Source organism: Streptomyces sp. NPDC055287 (genome assembly GCF_053646035.1).
Window position 1 is genome coordinate 453,673 of the sequence record NZ_JBSHNE010000001.1, and the last position, 13,077, is coordinate 466,749.

Genomic DNA, 13,077 nt, shown 5'->3' on the forward strand with positions numbered 1-13,077 from the left:
ACTCGTGTCAGTGCAAAGTGACCCGACGGTAACCTGCGTCACTTACCGTTGGTAACTCCTCGGTAAGTTACGTCGGGGTAACAATCGTTGGACGATGAGTCAGTCCAGGGCGCTCTTCGTCTGCCAGTCCGCCCAGGAGAGGTTCCACTCGCCGTACCCGTTGTTGGCCGCGACCGTGCCCTTGGCGTCGTCGCCGGCCACCTCGAACGGGTCGCCGACGTGGACGTGCCGGTAGATCCAGGCGGCGTTCTCGTCGCTCATGCCGATGCAGCCCGAGCTCTTGTTGGCCTGGCCGAAGTGCGCCTTGTTCCAGGGCGCGGCGTGGGCGTACATCCCGGACCAGGTGAGCCGCATCGACGAGTCGACCATCTTGTCGTACGCGTCCCCGAGGCCCACGGTCTCGGAGCGCATGTTGATCGTGCCCTCCTTCGCCATCAGAACGGCCGTCCCGCGCCACGACGCCTTGTCGCCGCCGGGGGTGCCGGCCGACATCGGCACGTCCTTGACCAGCTGCCCGTCGCGCATCAGCTTGAGGCGATGGTGGTCGAGGTCGACCTTGACGGTCTGCTGCTCGCCGATGGTGAAGTGTGTGGCGTAGTCGCGTACGAACCAGCCGCCCGCCCTGCCCGAATCGACGCCGTTCAGATCCGCCTCGAGGGAGACCTTCGTGCCCGGCTTCCAGTACTCCGCGGGGCGCCAGTCGACGCGGTCCTTGCCGGAGTAGTCCCGCATCCAGCCCCAGGAACCCTCGGTGGCGTTCGAGGTCCTGACCTTGAGGCGCTTCTCGACAGCGGCCTTGTTCTTGACCGGATGGTCGAAGACGACGGACAGGGGCTGGGCGACACCGACCGTGCTCTTGTTGCCGGGGGCCAGGCTGAGCTTGTTGACCTTGTCGGGGGCGGCCGTCGTGAAGGCGGCCTTCGCGCTGCCGCCGTTCTCGTCCTCGGCCCGCACGGAGTAGGTGGTGCCGGGGGCCGTCTCGCGGCCGGAGGTCCAGGACGTTCCGTCCCCGGACACCTTCCCGTCGAGCCTGTGGCCTTCGGAGTCGCTCACCGTGACGTCGTTCAGCCTGCCGTCGGCGATCTTCACGCGCACCGGTTCGCCGGCCTCGGCGTGCTTCCCACGGAGATTCACCGAGATCGTGGGGTTCTTTCCGGACAGCCCGGCCGCGTCCGCCTTCTCGGCCCCTCCGGCGGAGCAGGCGGTGAGCGCGACGGCAAGCGTCGCGGTGCCGGCCAGCAGGGTGCGGTTGCGGTTGCGGTGGGGCGTGGGGCTCGAGCGGCTCAACGGGAAAACCTCCGGTTCGATGTCTGTCGTCCCGAAGATCCGATTGAACAGGGATCGGTTGCGCGAATGACGAGAAATTCACCCAAATCAGCTGTGACAAATGCCGCAGAAGGAAAGGCCCCATGGCCCATGGCGGCCGGGTACGCGGTCTTGTCGGGGCCTCCCGGCTGGGCCAACGTGAGGACCGGCACAACCGTGTCCGAGGTCCCGCACCGCCCTGTCTCCCGATCGGAGAAGCCATGGCTCCCTTCGTACTCCCGCACGCGCTGCTCGGCGACGGACCCCACCGGGTCGTCGCCGTGCACGGCTGGCTCGCCGACCGCAGCGCCTACGCCGCCGTACTGCCGGATCTCGACACACGGTCCTTCAGCTACGCCGTCGTCGACCTGCGCGGCTATGGCGAGGCCCGGCAGGCCCAGGGACGGTATACGACGGCCGAGGGCGCGGCGGACGTGCTCGCGCTCGCCGACCGGCTCGGCTGGGACTCCTTCTCGCTCGTCGGCCACTCCATGGGCGGCTCGGTCGTCCAGCGCGTGCTGGCCGGCCGCGTGGCTCGACCGCATGGTGCGCCAGTCGGTCGAGCAGAGCGACCCCGGGGCCTTCCGCGCCTGGTTCGACTCCTGGGCCGGTGAGGACTTCCACACCGAGGTCAAGGGCGCCGACGTGCCCGCGCTCGCGGTCACCGGCGCCCTGGACCCCGCGCTGAGCGCCGAGCTGATGCGCCGGACCTGGCTGAGCTGGTTCCCGCGCGGCGCACTCGCCGAACTGCCGGGCGCCGGTCACTACGCGATGGACGAGACGCCGCTCCAGCTGATCCGTACCGTCGAGGACTTCCTGCGCGCATGACCGGCCCCGTACCCGCAGACGTACCCGATGTCTTCGACCCCCGGCTCTACGCGGCCGGGCTGCCGCAGGAGTCCTTCCGGGTACTGCGCGACCGGCATCCGGTGGCCCGGCAGGAGGAGTACGAGGTGCTGGGCTGGCCCGCGGGACCCGGGTTCTGGGCGGTGACGCGCCACCGCGATGTCGTCGGCGTACTCAAGGACTCCCGGACGTACTCCTCCGCGCTGGGTGCCACCCAGATCCGCGACCCGGACCCGGCGGATCTGCCCTTCATCCGCCGCATGATGCTCAACCAGGACCCACCGGACCACGGCCGGCTTCGGCGGCTCGTGAGCAGGGCCTTCACACCGGGCCGCACCGACCGCTTCGAGGCGTCCGCCCGGGCCCGCGCCCGGGCGCTGCTCGCCGCGGCCAGGGAGGCCGGACCGGTCTTCGACCTGGTGGCGGCCGTCACCGACGACTACGCCCTGCTCAACCTCGCCGACCTGCTGGGCGTACCGGCGAGCGACCGCGGCCTGCTCCTGAAGTGGACGGAGCGGATCATCGCCTACCAGGACCCCGACGAGCCGCCGGTCCTCGGGCCCGACGGGAGACCGGTCAACCCGCGCTCGCCCGCCGTGCTCGGGGAGATGTTCGCGTACGCGCGGGAACTCGCGGCGTACAAGCGAGGCAGCCCCGGCGACGACATCATCACGTCGCTCGCGCACTCGGAACTCCTGGACGCCGAACTCGAGATGTTCTTCTTCCTGCTGACGGTGGCGGGCAACGACACGGTGCGTGGCGCCGCCCCCGGCGGCTTCCTGGCTCTGGCCGGGCACCCGGACCAGCAGCGCGCACTGCGCGCCGGCGAGGTGTCGCCGGCCACGGCCGTCGAGGAGCTGCTGCGCTGGCACCCGCCCGTCCTCACCTTCCGCCGCACGGCGGCCAGGGACACGGAACTCGCCGGCCAGCCGGTGCGTACGGGCGACAAGGTCGTCGTGTTCCACGCCTCGGCCAACTACGACGAGCGGGTTTTCGACGCCCCGCACCGCCTCGACCTGTCCCGCTCGCCGAACCCGCACGTCTCCTTCGGCGACGGCCCGCACGTCTGCCTCGGCGCGCACTTCGCCCGGCTGCAACTGCGCCTCCTCCACGAGGAAGCGCTGCGCCTGCCGGCCCTGGAGCCGGCGGGCCCGCCGCGCCGTCTCGTGTCCAACTTCATCAACGGCATCAAGGCTCTGCCGTTGCGCTTCGCTCCCTGAACGGACCGGCTACCCGGCCGCGCGGGGGGACGTCCGCGGGGTGGCGGGCGCCGGGGCCTGGGCGGCGCGCGTCACGTCGGCGACCAGTTCGACCACGTCCGGGCCGTACGCCTCGGAGTTGACCACCTTCAGCAGCAGACAGAAGGAGCCGTTGCCGTGCTTGCGGGCCAGCTTCTCGTGGTTGCGGGCGAGGTAGCGGGTCGCGGCCTGGTTGGTGATGGCGCGCTGACCGCAGAAGAGGAACACGGGTCTCGCGTCCTGACCGGCTGTCAGGCGCGCCAGCAGGACGTACTCGGCCACGGTGGGCTCCATGCGGTAGCGCTCGCCGCCGATCTCGAAGGCGGCCCGGTCCGGGCCCGGCGCGGCGTCGGTGTTGACCCGGACGCCGGGGAGGAGGCTGCGCAGGTGGGCTGCCATCCGCCGGTTCGAGGTCGGGCCGCCGAGGCAGAATTCCGTACGCTCGCCGAAGCCCTGCTGTGCGACGTCGTGGGAGAGGATCTGCGCGTGCGCCCCGCAGCCCTTGATGACGGCGGCGAGTTCGAGGAGCGCGAAGACGTCGTGCCGGTGTACGCCGTCGCCGCCCACGTCGCGGTTCACCACGAGCAGCGACTCGGAATTGGCGGGCAGCCCGAGGAACGCCTGCTTGCGGCGCAGCTTGCGCCGCCACAGGTACGTACGGGTGAGCCAGCCGAGGGAGGCGCTGAGTCCGGCCGCGATCACGCCCAGCACGATGTTGCGTACGTCGTCCGTCATGGGGCGGCATGCTAGCGGCACGGCGCACCGGTGTTCGAGGGGGTCCTGACGGGGGCGCCGCGGTGAAGTTACGCTGCGCGGACACGTGTTGACTGGAGGTACGCATGCGCCGCTCCACGGTACGAGTGCTGTCGTTCTGGGCCGTCGCGGCGGTGATGGCGTCGGTCGGGTCCACCGCCCCGTCGGCCGCTCCCGCCGCCGCACCCGCGATGTCACCGCCGCCACCCGTGAAGACACCGGTAGCCACCGGGTACGGGGGAGCGGTCGCGAGCGTCGACGCCGACGCCTCCGCCGCCGGTATCGAGGTCCTGAAGCGGGGCGGCAACGCGGTGGACGCCGCTGTCGCGACGGCGGCGGCGCTCGGTGTCACCGAGCCGTACTCGGCGGGCATCGGCGGTGGCGGCTACTTCGTCTACTACGACGCCAAGTCCCGCACGGTACGCACGGTGGACGGCCGCGAGACCGCGCCGCTCAGCGCCGACGCGTCCCTCTTCCTGGAGGACGGCAAACCCCTCGCGTTCGACCAGGCGATGACGAGCGGGCTGAGCGTCGGCACGCCCGGGACCCCCGCCACCTGGGACACGGTGCTCGGAAAGTGGGGCACCAAGCCACTGCGTACGCTGCTCGGCCCGGCGGAGAGGCTCGCACGCGACGGCTTCACCGTCGACCCGACGTTCCGCTCGCAGACGGCGGCGAACGAGGCGCGGTTCCGGGACTTCCCGGACACGGCGGAGCTGTTCCTGCCGGGCGGGAAGCTGCCGGTGGTGGGGTCGCGGTTCAAGAACCCCGATCTGGCCCGTACGTACGAGAAGCTGGGCCGCCGGGGTGTCGGTGAGCTGTACCGGGGCGACATCGCCCGCGACATCGTCCGTACGGTCCGCAAGCCTCCGGTCGGCCCCGGAGCGACGCGGGTGGTGCGGGCCGGTGATCTGACGGCGAAGGACCTCGGGAAGTACGGCACGCTGGACCAGGCGCCGACCAAGGTCTCGTACCAGGGGCTCGACGTGTACGGCATGGCGCCGTCGTCCTCGGGCGGTACGACCGTGGGGGAGGCGCTCAACATTCTCGAGCGCACCGACCTTTCACCCGAAGCCGCCTCGCAGGCCCAGTACCTGCACCGCTTCATCGAGGCGAGCCGTATCGCGTTCGCCGACCGGGGGCGGTGGGTCGGTGACCCGGCCTTCGAGGACGTACCGGTGAAGGGCCTGCTGTCGCAGCGGTTCGCGGACTCGCGGGAGTGCCTCATCCAGGACGACGCGGTGCTGACGAGCCCCGTCGCGCCGGGTGACCCGCGCAAGCCGGGCGGTGGCGGGTGCGGTGCCGGGGGGACGGCCGCTCCGACGACGTACGAGGGCGAGAACACCACGCACCTGACGGCCGCCGACAGGTGGGGCAACGTCGTCGCCTACACCCTCACCATCGAGTCGACGGGCGGCAGCGGCATCACGGTGCCGGGCCGGGGCTTCCTCCTCAACAACGAATTGACGGACTTCTCCTTCGCCCCGGCCAACCCCGCGGTGCACGACCCCAACCTGCCGGGGCCGGGCAAGCGGCCGCGCTCGTCGATGTCCCCGACGATCGTGCTGGAGGACGGGCGGCCGTTGCTGGCGCTCGGTTCGCCGGGCGGCGCGACCATCATCACGACGGTGCTCCAGACGCTGACCGGACACCTTGACCGCGGGCTTCCGCTGGTCGACGCGATCGCGGCGCCGCGTGCGAGTCAGCGCAACGCGGCGACCACGGAGCTCGAACCGGGTCTGTGGAACAGCCCGTTGCGCGAGGAGCTCGAGGCCGTCGGCCATGTGTTCAAGCAGAACCCGGAGATCGGCGCGGCGACGGGTGTGCAGCGGCTGCCGGACGGGCGGTGGGTCGCGGCGGCGGAGCGTGAACGCCGGGGCGGCGGCTCGGCGATGGTGGTGACCCCGAGCGGCAGTACGCCGTAACCCCTGCGTCGTCGTCGGACGCCGGCCGGGGCGAAGGCCGCCGCACAGGGAAAGCCCCGCGCGGCGGCCGGGCCGGCGGTCACGGGGGCGGGGTGGGGGGCGGCGAACGCGTCGGCGCCGCACCGCACGTCACCCACCCCACCGCACCTCACAGCAGCGTCAGCACGCGCGGGCCCGCGTCCGTGATCGCCACCGTGTGCTCCGCGTGCGCGGCGCGGCTGCTGTCGGACGTGCGCAGGGTCCATCCGTCCGGGGCGGCGTAGAACGCGTCCTTGCCGCCCCCGATCACCATCGGCTCGATGGCCAGCACCATGCCGTGCCGCAGGACGAGGCCCCGCCCGGCCCGCCCCTCGTTCGGCACTTCCGGTCCCTCGTGCATCGTCCGGCCCACGCCGTGTCCGCCGAAGCCCTCCGGGATGCCGTAGCCCGCGGACCGGCAGACCCGGCCGATCGCATGGGCTATGTCACCGATCCGGTTGCCGGGGACGGCGGCCGCGATGCCCGCGTCCAGCGCCGCGCGGGCCGTGTCGGCCAGGCGTACGTCGTCGGGGCGGGCCGTGCCGACGCCGAAGGTGACGGCGGAGTCGCCGCACCAGCCGTCGAGCGTCGCCCCGCAGTCGATGCTGACGAGGTCGCCGTCGCGCAGCCGGTAGCCGTCCGGGATGCCGTGCACGATCGCGTCGTTGACGGAGGCGCAGATGACGGCGGGGAAGGGGACGGGCGCCCAGTAGGGGTGGTAGCCCAGAAAGGGCGACGACGCCCCGGCCTCCCGCAGTACTGCCCGGGCCGCCTCGTCCAGCTCCAGCAGACTGACGCCGACGCCCGCCGCCTCCCGCACTGCGGTGAGCGCCTGGGCGACCACCCGGCCCGCTTCTCGCATCGCGTCCACCGACGCGTCCGTCTTGATCTCAACCATGCCAATTACTATACCGGTCGCGGCGGTATTAGAATGACGGCATGGTACGTACCCCCCTCACCCCCGAAGAGCGCGAACGCGGCGAGCGACTCGGCCAGTTGCTCCGCCAGGCGCGCGGCGACCGCACCATGGTGGATGTCGCGGCCCACGCCGGCCTTTCCGCCGAAACCCTCCGCAAGATCGAGACGGGCCGCGCCCCGACCCCCGCCTTCTTCACCGTGGCGGCACTGGCGGCCGTACTGGGGCTGTCCATGGACGAGGTCGCGGCCCGCTGCGCGCTGGTCCCCGCGTGAGGCGCCCGCGGCGGCGCGACGGTCAGTCCGCGACCGCCAGCTGAATGCGGTGGTGGCGGGGCTCCTCGATCTCGTCCAGCAGCGCTGTGGCCAGGTCCGCGTGGGAGATGTGGCCGGGGCCGTCCAGGACCGTCCCCTCCGCGGTGCGGTAGCGGCCCGTGCGGGGGCCTTCGGGGCCGAGGTTCAGTGGGGGAACCACCATCAGCCAGTCGGGGCCGGAGGGCGGCGCCGCCGTCAGCGTCTCGAACTCCGCCACGTGGCCCTGGGAAAAGGCGCGGTGCGCCTCGGGGAAGTCGGGGTCGTCCATGATCCGCACGCCGGGAGCCGTCTCCAGGGTGGTGGCGATGCCCAGCACGAGCAGCCGCCCTACGCCCGCCTTCTCCAGGCCCGCGAGCAGTGCCTTCGCCGTCGCCGTGAAGTACTCCTCGGACGGGATGTCCAGCCGCGCCGACGCGTTGACGGCCGCGTCGTGGCCGGCCGCGGCGGATGCCACCGACGAGGCGTCGGTGGCATCCGCCCGTGCCACCGTGATGCCGGGACCCGCGAGGTCCAGGTACTTGTCGGGGTCGCGGACGGCCGCCGTCACCGCGTGCCCGCGGCGGACCGCCTCCGCGACGGCCGCCCGGCCGACCCGTCCGCCCGCTCCGAAGATGATGACTCTGCTCATGGGAACCCCCTGCTCGGTGTCAATGCCGGCGACATCGACCTTGTCCGTGTGGTGATGCACGGACCGTAGAACGGGGACCCCTGGTACCCGCAAAGGTACTGGGCTAGCTTCGGGCGTATGACCGAGCGGATGCCCTTGCCTGCCGACATGTTCACCGACCCCGACTGCTCGCGGCGGCTCCAGCCGTTCCGCGTCGGAGACAAGTGGTCGGGCATGGTGCTGCGCTGCCTGGACGGCGGGCCGCGCCGCTTCTCCGAGCTGCGGGTGCCACTGCACTGGGTCACCCCGAAGGTGCTCACTCAGACGCTGCGGGCGATGGAGCGCGACGGCTTCCTCACCCGCACCGCGTACGACGAGAACCCGCCCCGCGTCGAGTACGAACTCACCGGCCTCGGCCGCTCCCTCCTCGGGCCGCTGGACGCGACCTGTGCGTGGGCCAGGGAGCACCTGCCGGAGCTCGTCGAGGCGCGAGACGCGTACGACGTAGTCTCGCGGGCATGACTTCCGACCAGGAACCGGCTTCCGGCCAGGACCCGCTCGCCGTGCTTGGCGACAGCCCGTACGTCAGCCTGACCACCTTCCGCAGGAACGGCACCGGGGTCGCCACACCGGTGTGGGCCGCCTCCGACGGCGCCGAACTCTACGTCTGGACCAAGGCCGACTCCTGGAAGGTCAAGCGCATCCGCAACGACCAGCGGGTCGTCGTGACGGCGTGCGACGCGCGTGGGCGGGTCAAGGACGGCGCGCCGTCCGCCGGGGGCACCGCGCGGGTACTCGACGCGGACGGCCTGCGCAAGGCGCGCAAGCTGCTCGCGCGCAAGTACACCTGGCAGTTCTGGTTCACCGACGTGCCCGCCACGATCGTCCGGCTCGGCAAGCGTCCGCACGTCGGTATCGCCATCAGACTCTGACTCCGGCCGCGCTTCCGGCGCGCGGTTTGTTGAGGAGTCCGCGCCGTCGATGAAAACTGCCTGTAGCCGTGCCGTAACACAACTGCGGTCGAATGCCTGCGGACCGGATGGTTCCAGGCGTCGGTGACAGCGTGGCAGGGGCGGGGCTGGTATGACGATGAGTCAACTTCCGGTGGAGGCCGAAGTGTTCGCGCGCTACCTGCGCGAGCTCACGGCGCTCGTCGACACCGGCGCCGGCTGGTGCGGCGTCTTCTGGCAGCGCGATCCCGACGGCATGCGGGCCTGTCTCGAGGGCGCCGAGCTCCCGCCGTGGGACGTACTCGAGGCCTTGCTCCAGGACCTCGTCGCCGGGCGCGGAACGGCCGCCGCCGAGCGCGAGAGCGAACGCGCGCGGACCCTGCACGGGGCGGCGGCCGCCGCGCGCGACCGGCGGCCCGGCGGGCGCGAGACGCTGACGGAGCGGCTCGGGGCGATGCGGCGCGAGCAGGCGTACGCCGCCGAGCGCGAGCGGGAGCTGACGCGACGCCTGCGGGACGCGGTCAGCGGCTCGGAGTGGCAGGGGCTCGACGTGGAGCTGGCCTGGGCGCGCGACGACCACGAGCGCGCGACGGCCCGATGTGCGGAGCTGAGTACGCGCCTCGCGGACCTGGACGCGCTGCCCCCGCCGCCCCGGGCCCGCCCCCCGGCCCCGGAGTCCTGGTTCCGCACGCAGGCACCCGAGGCCGCCGGAGCACGGGCTCCCGGACCCCAGGACGCCTTTGGGGCGGGTACCGGGGCGTCGGAAACGGAAGGGGATACGGCCGTGACGACGGACATCCCGGTGCGGCCAAGCTCGGGCCGGCCGGCGACCGCGGACCTGGGGCAGGCACAGAGTCCCTCGCGCGGCGGAGCCGCAGATGTCCCGCCCGGGAAGGGGCGGGCCGGGAGGGGGCGGGCCGGGAGGGGGCGGGGCCGGAAGGAGCCCCACCGGACACCCGCCGACCGCGCCGCCGCGCCCAAGCGGCGCCCCCGCGGGGCCCGTTACGCGGGGCTGGACGATGACGACAGCAGCGGTGTGTTCGGCAGCGGGATGTCCGACAGCGGTGTGTTCGGCGCCGGTGTGTCCGGCAGCGGGGCGCCCGACGGCGGGGTGTTCGGCGCGCCCGCCGCCAGGCCCGAGCCTCCCGTGCGGGCCGCCACTCCCCGAGGCGCCCGGTTCGCGGGGGTCGAAGAGGCGGAGCCCGTGAGCACCCAGGATCCCGCCGTACTCGCCCGGGAAAGGCGCGCCGTCACCGACACCGTCGCCCTGCTCGTCCAGCTGCGCGCCCAGGGGCGTACCGGCGAGGCGCACGTACTGCTCTGCGAGGCCGCCGGGTGGCCCGCCGCGCGGCTGCCCGTGCTCGCCGGTGCCCTGCACCAGGCCGGGCTCGGCGCCGACTGGGCCACCTTCCTGTGGGAGGCGGCGTCGCTGCCGACCGACCGGGTCGTGGCCGTCGCCGCGGCGCTCGACGGAGCGGGACTCGCCGAGGACGGCCGGCAGCTCCTGCGGCAGGGCGTCGCGCGCCCCGCCCCCGAGATCGCGTCAGCGCTGCTCGCCCTGGACGGCTCGGGCCACGCGCGCGAAGTGCGTTCCCTGGTCGACGCGTTCGTACGCGTCCGTACGCCCGAGGACGCCGCCCAGGTCGCGCGGACCGACCCGCGCCGCCTCTCCCCGCTGCTGCTCGACGCCGCACGCAAGGTGTCGCAGAGCCGGTATCGGGACGTGGTCCACGCCCTGCGCGTGGCGGGCGCCGCGCCGTGAGCACCGCACGCGCACCGCAGGGCGCGTGAACATCACGACTCCCGCGTGTCACCCCCTCGGGTGTGAAACGTGATCGACTCTGCGGGTTGACGACGATGGTCTTGCCCCACTCCCCGCCGGGGCTTACGTTCATCCCTCTACGTCCCGAATCTACGGGCGTAGAAGGTCTCTGACGTCCCGTTGAAGGAGACAAGTCATGGCCAACGTCGTACGTGCCGCACTCGTCCAGGCGACCTGGACGGGCGACACCGAATCCATGATCGCCAAGCATGAGGAGCACGCCCGCGAGGCGGCTCGGCAGGGCGCGAAGATCATAGGGTTCCAGGAGGTCTTCAACGCCCCGTACTTCTGTCAGGTGCAGGACGCCGAGCACTACCGGTGGGCCGAATCCGTCCCGGACGGCCCCACCGTCCGCCGAATGCAGGACCTCGCCCGCGAGACCGGCATGGTCGTCGTCGTCCCGGTCTTCGAGCGCGAGCAGTCCGGGTTCTACTTCAACACCGCCGCCGTGATCGACGCCGACGGCAGCTACCTCGGCAAGTACCGCAAGCACCACATCCCCCAGGTCAAGGGCTTCTGGGAGAAGTTCTACTTCAAGCCGGGCAACCTGGGCTGGCCCGTCTTCGACACGGCTGTGGGCAAGGTCGGTGTCTACATCTGCTACGACCGCCACTTCCCGGAGGGCTGGCGCCAACTCGGCCTGAACGGCGCCCAGATCGTTTTCAACCCCTCCGCCACCCACCGCGGCCTGTCCGCCCACCTCTGGCAGCTGGAACAGCCCGCGGCCGCCGTCGCCAACGAGTACTACGTCGCCGCCATCAACCGGGTCGGCCAGGAGGAGTACGGCGACAACGACTTCTACGGCACCAGCTACTTCGTCGATCCGCGCGGCAAGTTCGTCGGCGGGACGGCCAGTGACAAGGAGGAGGAACTCCTGGTGCGGGACCTCGACTTCGACCTCATCGAGGAAGTGCGCCAGACGTGGGCGTTCTACCGGGACCGCCGCCCCGACGCGTACGAAGGACTGGTGAACCCGTGACCCACCACGTGAATCCCCTCCTCGGCCGCCACCGGGCCGTCATGCCCGACTGGCTGTCTCTCTACTACCGACAGCCGATCGAGCTCACCCACGGTGAGGGCCGGTACGTCTACGACGCGGACGGCAACCGGTACCTCGACTTCTTCGGCGGCATCCTCACCACCATGACCGCCCACGCCCTTCCCGAGGTCGCCAAGGCCGTCAGCGAGCAGGCCGGCCGCCTGATCCACTCCTCGACGCTCTACCTCAACCGCCCCATGGTCGAGCTCGCCGAGCGCATCGCCACCCTCTCCGGCATCCCGGAGGCGCGGGTCTTCTTCACGACGTCCGGCACCGAGGCCAACGACACGGCCCTGCTCCTCGCCACGACGTACCGCAGCTCGAACCAGATCCTGGCGATGCGCAACAGCTACCACGGCCGCTCGTTCTCCGCCGTGTCCGTCACGGGCAACCGCGGCTGGTCCCCGACCAGCCTGTCACCGCTCCAGACCCTGTACGTCCACGGGGGCGTCCGCTCCCGAGGCCCGTACGCGCACCTGTCCGACGCCCAGTTCATCGAGGCGTGCGTCGCCGACCTCGAAGACCTCCTCGGGCAGACGCGTGGTCAGGTGGCCGCCCTCATCGCGGAACCCGTGCAGGGCGTCGGCGGGTTCACCTCCCCACCCGACGGGCTGTACGCCGCGTTCCGCGAAGTCCTCGACCGGCACGGCATCCTGTGGATCACCGATGAGGTGCAGACCGGCTGGGGTCGTACGGGCGAGCACTTCTGGGGGTGGCAGGCGCACGCCCAGAACGGCCCGCCGGACATCCTCACCTTCGCCAAGGGGATCGGCAACGGCATGTCGATCGGCGGCGTCGTCGCCCGCGCCGAGGTCATGAACTGCCTCGACGCCAACTCGATCTCGACGTTCGGCGGCAGCCCCATCACGATGGCGGCAGGCCTCGCCAACCTCAACTACCTCCTGGAACACCACCTCCAGGACAACGCCCGCCGCGTCGGCGGCCTGCTCCTGGAAAGGCTGCGCGCCGTCACCGCCGGCGTGCCGTCCGTACGTGAGGTACGCGGCCGGGGGCTCATGGCGGCCATCGAGCTGGTCAAGCCGGGCACCGACGAGGCGGCGCCGGAGACGGCGACGGCCGTACTGGAAGCCGCCCGCGAGGGGGGCCTGCTGATCGGCAAGGGCGGCGGCCACAACACCGCCGTGCTGCGGATCGCCCCGCCGCTGACGCTGAGCGTCACGGAGGCGGAGGAGGGTGCGCGCATCCTCGAGAAGGCCCTGACGAACGCTCAGTGAGCGCGGAGCCGCCTCCTGGAGGCGGCTCCGCCGAGCATCCGTGTCCGCTGTGGCGTACGACTCTTTGTGTCCACCTGAGTGCAACCTATGAGCCATCTCGGCAGTCTTC

The 13,077-nt window shown here is 71.9% G+C and carries 12 protein-coding genes and 1 pseudogene; 9 read left to right on the forward strand and 4 right to left on the reverse strand.

Features of this window, described 5'->3' with window-relative positions; translation table 11 throughout:
- Positions 1 to 99: 99 nt before the first annotated feature.
- Positions 100 to 1,287: a L,D-transpeptidase gene (locus ACWIHY_RS01980; protein WP_454373595.1), complete on the reverse strand. Its 1,188-nt coding sequence runs from the start codon at positions 1,285 to 1,287 to the stop codon at positions 100 to 102.
- A gap of 239 nt (positions 1,288 to 1,526) precedes the next feature.
- Between ACWIHY_RS01980 and ACWIHY_RS01985 the strand changes: the two are divergent.
- A pseudogene (locus ACWIHY_RS01985) lies at positions 1,527 to 2,133 on the forward strand (alpha/beta fold hydrolase).
- Positions 2,130 to 3,371 carry a cytochrome P450 gene (locus ACWIHY_RS01990; protein ID WP_454373596.1) on the forward strand — a complete coding sequence of 414 codons (1,242 nt, stop codon included), beginning with the start codon at positions 2,130 to 2,132 and terminating at the stop codon, positions 3,369 to 3,371. The pseudogene ACWIHY_RS01985 and the gene ACWIHY_RS01990 overlap by 4 nt, the downstream one beginning before the upstream one ends.
- Before the next feature lie 9 nt (positions 3,372 to 3,380).
- On the opposite strand, the gene ACWIHY_RS01995 is transcribed toward ACWIHY_RS01990, so the two are convergent.
- The gene (locus ACWIHY_RS01995) at positions 3,381 to 4,124 is read right to left on the reverse strand and encodes a hypothetical protein (RefSeq protein ID WP_454373597.1); all 744 of its coding nucleotides are present in this window, start codon (positions 4,122 to 4,124) and stop codon (positions 3,381 to 3,383) included.
- Between the two features lie 104 nt (positions 4,125 to 4,228).
- Between ACWIHY_RS01995 and ggt the strand changes: the two genes are divergently transcribed.
- On the forward strand, positions 4,229 to 6,067 hold the full coding sequence (gene ggt / locus ACWIHY_RS02000) for a gamma-glutamyltransferase (RefSeq protein WP_454373598.1): 1,839 nt from the start codon (positions 4,229 to 4,231) through the stop codon (positions 6,065 to 6,067).
- A 148-nt stretch (positions 6,068 to 6,215) separates the two neighbouring features.
- On the opposite strand, the gene map is transcribed toward ggt, so the two are convergent.
- Positions 6,216 to 6,983: a type I methionyl aminopeptidase gene (gene map, locus ACWIHY_RS02005; protein WP_454373599.1), complete on the reverse strand. Its 768-nt coding sequence runs from the start codon at positions 6,981 to 6,983 to the stop codon at positions 6,216 to 6,218.
- A 41-nt stretch (positions 6,984 to 7,024) separates the two neighbouring features.
- Here map and ACWIHY_RS02010 point away from each other — a divergent pair, with 41 nt between their 5' ends.
- Entirely contained in the window at positions 7,025 to 7,276 is a 252-nt protein-coding gene (locus ACWIHY_RS02010) for a helix-turn-helix domain-containing protein (protein ID WP_454373600.1), read from the forward strand.
- Between the two features lie 22 nt (positions 7,277 to 7,298).
- On the opposite strand, the gene ACWIHY_RS02015 is transcribed toward ACWIHY_RS02010, so the two are convergent.
- A complete protein-coding gene (locus tag ACWIHY_RS02015; protein WP_454373601.1) occupies positions 7,299 to 7,943 on the reverse strand; it encodes an NAD(P)-dependent oxidoreductase in 645 nt (214 codons plus the stop codon).
- 117 nt (positions 7,944 to 8,060) lie between these two features.
- On the opposite strand from ACWIHY_RS02015, the gene ACWIHY_RS02020 reads away from it, so the two are divergent.
- From ACWIHY_RS02020 to ACWIHY_RS02040, 5 genes are all read left to right on the forward strand, one after another.
- Positions 8,061 to 8,444, forward strand: a complete 384-nt coding sequence (locus tag ACWIHY_RS02020; RefSeq protein ID WP_454373602.1) for a winged helix-turn-helix transcriptional regulator — start codon at positions 8,061 to 8,063, stop codon at positions 8,442 to 8,444.
- Positions 8,441 to 8,854 carry a PPOX class F420-dependent oxidoreductase gene (locus ACWIHY_RS02025; protein ID WP_454373603.1) on the forward strand — a complete coding sequence of 138 codons (414 nt, stop codon included), beginning with the start codon at positions 8,441 to 8,443 and terminating at the stop codon, positions 8,852 to 8,854. The genes ACWIHY_RS02020 and ACWIHY_RS02025 overlap by 4 nt, the downstream gene beginning before the upstream one ends.
- Before the next feature lie 157 nt (positions 8,855 to 9,011).
- Positions 9,012 to 10,634, forward strand: coding sequence for a hypothetical protein (locus ACWIHY_RS02030; RefSeq protein WP_454373604.1), 1,623 nt, complete (start codon positions 9,012 to 9,014; stop codon positions 10,632 to 10,634).
- 196 nt (positions 10,635 to 10,830) lie between these two features.
- Entirely contained in the window at positions 10,831 to 11,673 is an 843-nt protein-coding gene (locus ACWIHY_RS02035; protein ID WP_454373605.1) for a nitrilase-related carbon-nitrogen hydrolase, read from the forward strand.
- A 41-nt stretch (positions 11,674 to 11,714) separates the two neighbouring features.
- A complete protein-coding gene (locus ACWIHY_RS02040; RefSeq protein ID WP_454373862.1) occupies positions 11,715 to 12,968 on the forward strand; it encodes an aspartate aminotransferase family protein in 1,254 nt (417 codons plus the stop codon).
- The last annotated feature ends 109 nt before the right edge of the window (positions 12,969 to 13,077 follow it).

Coding starts and splice junctions, on each gene's coding strand:
- ACWIHY_RS01990 (WP_454373596.1), top strand. CDS start 2,130: ATGACCGGCCCCGTACCCGCAGACGTACCCGATGTCTTCGACCCCCGG.
- ACWIHY_RS01995 (WP_454373597.1), bottom strand. CDS start 4,124: ATGACGGACGACGTACGCAACATCGTGCTGGGCGTGATCGCGGCCGGA.
- ggt (WP_454373598.1), top strand. CDS start 4,229: ATGCGCCGCTCCACGGTACGAGTGCTGTCGTTCTGGGCCGTCGCGGCG.
- map (WP_454373599.1), bottom strand. CDS start 6,983: ATGGTTGAGATCAAGACGGACGCGTCGGTGGACGCGATGCGAGAAGCG.
- ACWIHY_RS02010 (WP_454373600.1), top strand. CDS start 7,025: ATGGTACGTACCCCCCTCACCCCCGAAGAGCGCGAACGCGGCGAGCGA.
- ACWIHY_RS02015 (WP_454373601.1), bottom strand. CDS start 7,943: ATGAGCAGAGTCATCATCTTCGGAGCGGGCGGACGGGTCGGCCGGGCG.
- ACWIHY_RS02020 (WP_454373602.1), top strand. CDS start 8,061: ATGACCGAGCGGATGCCCTTGCCTGCCGACATGTTCACCGACCCCGAC.
- ACWIHY_RS02025 (WP_454373603.1), top strand. CDS start 8,441: ATGACTTCCGACCAGGAACCGGCTTCCGGCCAGGACCCGCTCGCCGTG.
- ACWIHY_RS02030 (WP_454373604.1), top strand. CDS start 9,012: ATGAGTCAACTTCCGGTGGAGGCCGAAGTGTTCGCGCGCTACCTGCGC.
- ACWIHY_RS02035 (WP_454373605.1), top strand. CDS start 10,831: ATGGCCAACGTCGTACGTGCCGCACTCGTCCAGGCGACCTGGACGGGC.
- ACWIHY_RS02040 (WP_454373862.1), top strand. CDS start 11,715: ATGCCCGACTGGCTGTCTCTCTACTACCGACAGCCGATCGAGCTCACC.